Annotated in this window: 1 protein-coding gene; it reads right to left on the reverse strand. The window is 56.7% G+C overall.

What is annotated here, in order from left to right:
* Positions 1 to 486: 486 nt before the first annotated feature.
* Positions 487 to 1,152: an HAD-IA family hydrolase gene (locus tag K7B09_RS13035; RefSeq protein ID WP_223629897.1), complete on the reverse strand. Its 666-nt coding sequence runs from the start codon at positions 1,150 to 1,152 to the stop codon at positions 487 to 489.
* Positions 1,153 to 1,375: the final 223 nt, after the last annotated feature.

Genomic DNA, 1,375 nt, shown 5'->3' on the forward strand with positions numbered 1-1,375 from the left:
TGGGCCAAGTATGCAAGGGCACACTTGAACCAAACAGTAAACCTATCAAGCGCAATTCAATGCAAAGCCCGCACATCTCCAAAAAATTCCGCGCTAAACCTAACACCTGAATTAAGCCGACCCGCGAAGCGGGTTCGGCTTGAATGAATTGTTAGGCCCCAGCACTGGCAACCGGAGCCTCTTTACCGTGATAAGCAGAGTATGCCGATAGTACGTCTGCAGGATCGAGTGGGGCACCGCTAGCCAAGCGGCTGAGAACTGGCCCAAGCCATGTCTTAACCAAGCCATAGTGTTCGGGCCAATCGCCTAGAAGCTCACCAGCAGAGATGCGCGCAGCGTGCGTGTGGTAACCAACACCGGACCACACCCAGAATGGCCGCGCTGGGTCGTCTGGAGCAAAGTCCACTCCAATGAACTCGGAACCCGATACGGTGCGCTCTTTTGCAATCTCGTGGCTGAGTTTGGTCATGGGGCCTAACACCTGAGTTAAGCCGCGCCGCGAAGCGGCGTCGGCTTGGACGAATTGTTAGGCGTCACCCGGGGCGCGACGCCGTAGCGGGAATTTAGCACCTGCGCTAAGGAAAGAGCGGTGTCAGCGACTTCGTTGAAGTACACCGTGTTGATACCCAGGGAGGCGGGTGCGACTAGGTTCCGCTCGCTGTTATCGACAAAGATGCATTGTTTCGGCTCCACACCCAGCAACTCGACTGCGCGCTGGAAGATGCTCGTGTGTTCCTTGCCTGATCCGTGCTCAGCTGACACTAGCACCAGATTGAAGATGCTAGTTAGCGAGTGGTACTCGCAGAGGCAGCTCATACGGTCAGCTTTGTTATCCGTAATGACGGCTGTGGCATAGCGAGAACCCAGTTCTGCCGCGTAGGCGAGCAGATCGTGGCGAATCGGGGTGCTTTCAAAAGCCCGCACCAACAGCGACGGGTCAAGGTCGCATCCCAGCCGGGCGCAGATTTCGGGCCACACGGCACTGTGAGTAGTGTGGCCCAGCAGCAGATGCTCGTTGAATGGTGCAAAGGCATGCCACAGGGCGCCTTCAGCTAAGCCAGTCTGGCGGCTCAGAGACCGGATAGTGCTGACCGAACCAGTCTTGTCGGTGGTGAGCACGCCATCGAAGTCGAATAGAACCGCCTTAATCACACATCGCTCCCGACCGCACGTCGCGAAAGAGTTGCTGTGACGCCTAACACCTGAGTTAAGCCGCGCCGCGAAGCGGCGTCGGCTTGAACGAATTGTTAGCCCACTATGCCAGTTATTGGATTGCAGGCGGCGACGCTGAAATGGACCTGAGTTGATAGGAAAATTTGTAGCCCCCCAAAGGTGCGCCTTCCTTGAAGCCAGTTATCTCGCTCGTTTGGCTCCT

Source organism: Thermomonas beijingensis, from assembly GCF_020034655.1.
GTDB classification, from domain to species: domain Bacteria; phylum Pseudomonadota; class Gammaproteobacteria; order Xanthomonadales; family Xanthomonadaceae; genus Thermomonas; species Thermomonas beijingensis.